General features: G+C 59.9%; 1 protein-coding gene. It reads left to right on the top strand.

Annotated features, from left to right (window positions below; all coding sequences use genetic code 11):
• Window positions 1-521 (top strand): ribonuclease E/G (locus ACTHUR_RS18155; RefSeq protein ID WP_440400151.1); only part of this gene is annotated, 521 nt, incomplete at both ends.

Below are 521 nucleotides of genomic sequence, written 5' to 3'. Positions count from 1 at the left end.
CCGCTGTTCTCCCGCTTCCAAATCGAACACCAAATCGAAAGCGCGTTCGCCCGCAGCGTCAGCCTGCCTTCAGGCGGGGCGATTGTGATCGACCACACCGAAGCCCTGGTTTCCATCGACGTCAACTCCGCCCGCGCCACCCGCGGCTCGGACATCGAAGACACCGCGTTCAAAACCAATATGGAAGCCGCTGAAGAAGTCGCCCGCCAAATGCGCCTGCGCGACTTGGGCGGTTTGGTCGTCATCGACTTCATCGACATGGAAAACCCCAAGCATCAGCGCGATGTTGAAAACGTCCTGCGCGACGCACTCAAAAAAGACCGCGCCCGCGTCCAAATGGGCAAACTCTCCCGCTTCGGCCTCTTGGAATTGAGCCGCCAACGCCTGAAACCCGCTTTGGGCGAAAGCAGCCACGTTGCTTGTCCGCGCTGCGCCGGTACCGGCGTGATCCGCGGCATCGAATCGACCGCCCTGCACGTTTTGCGCATTATTCAAGAAGAAGCGATGAAAGACAACACCGG

Source organism: Neisseria sp. P0021.S007 (genome assembly GCF_051956855.1).
This window is presented reverse-complemented; position numbering and strand designations above follow the sequence as displayed.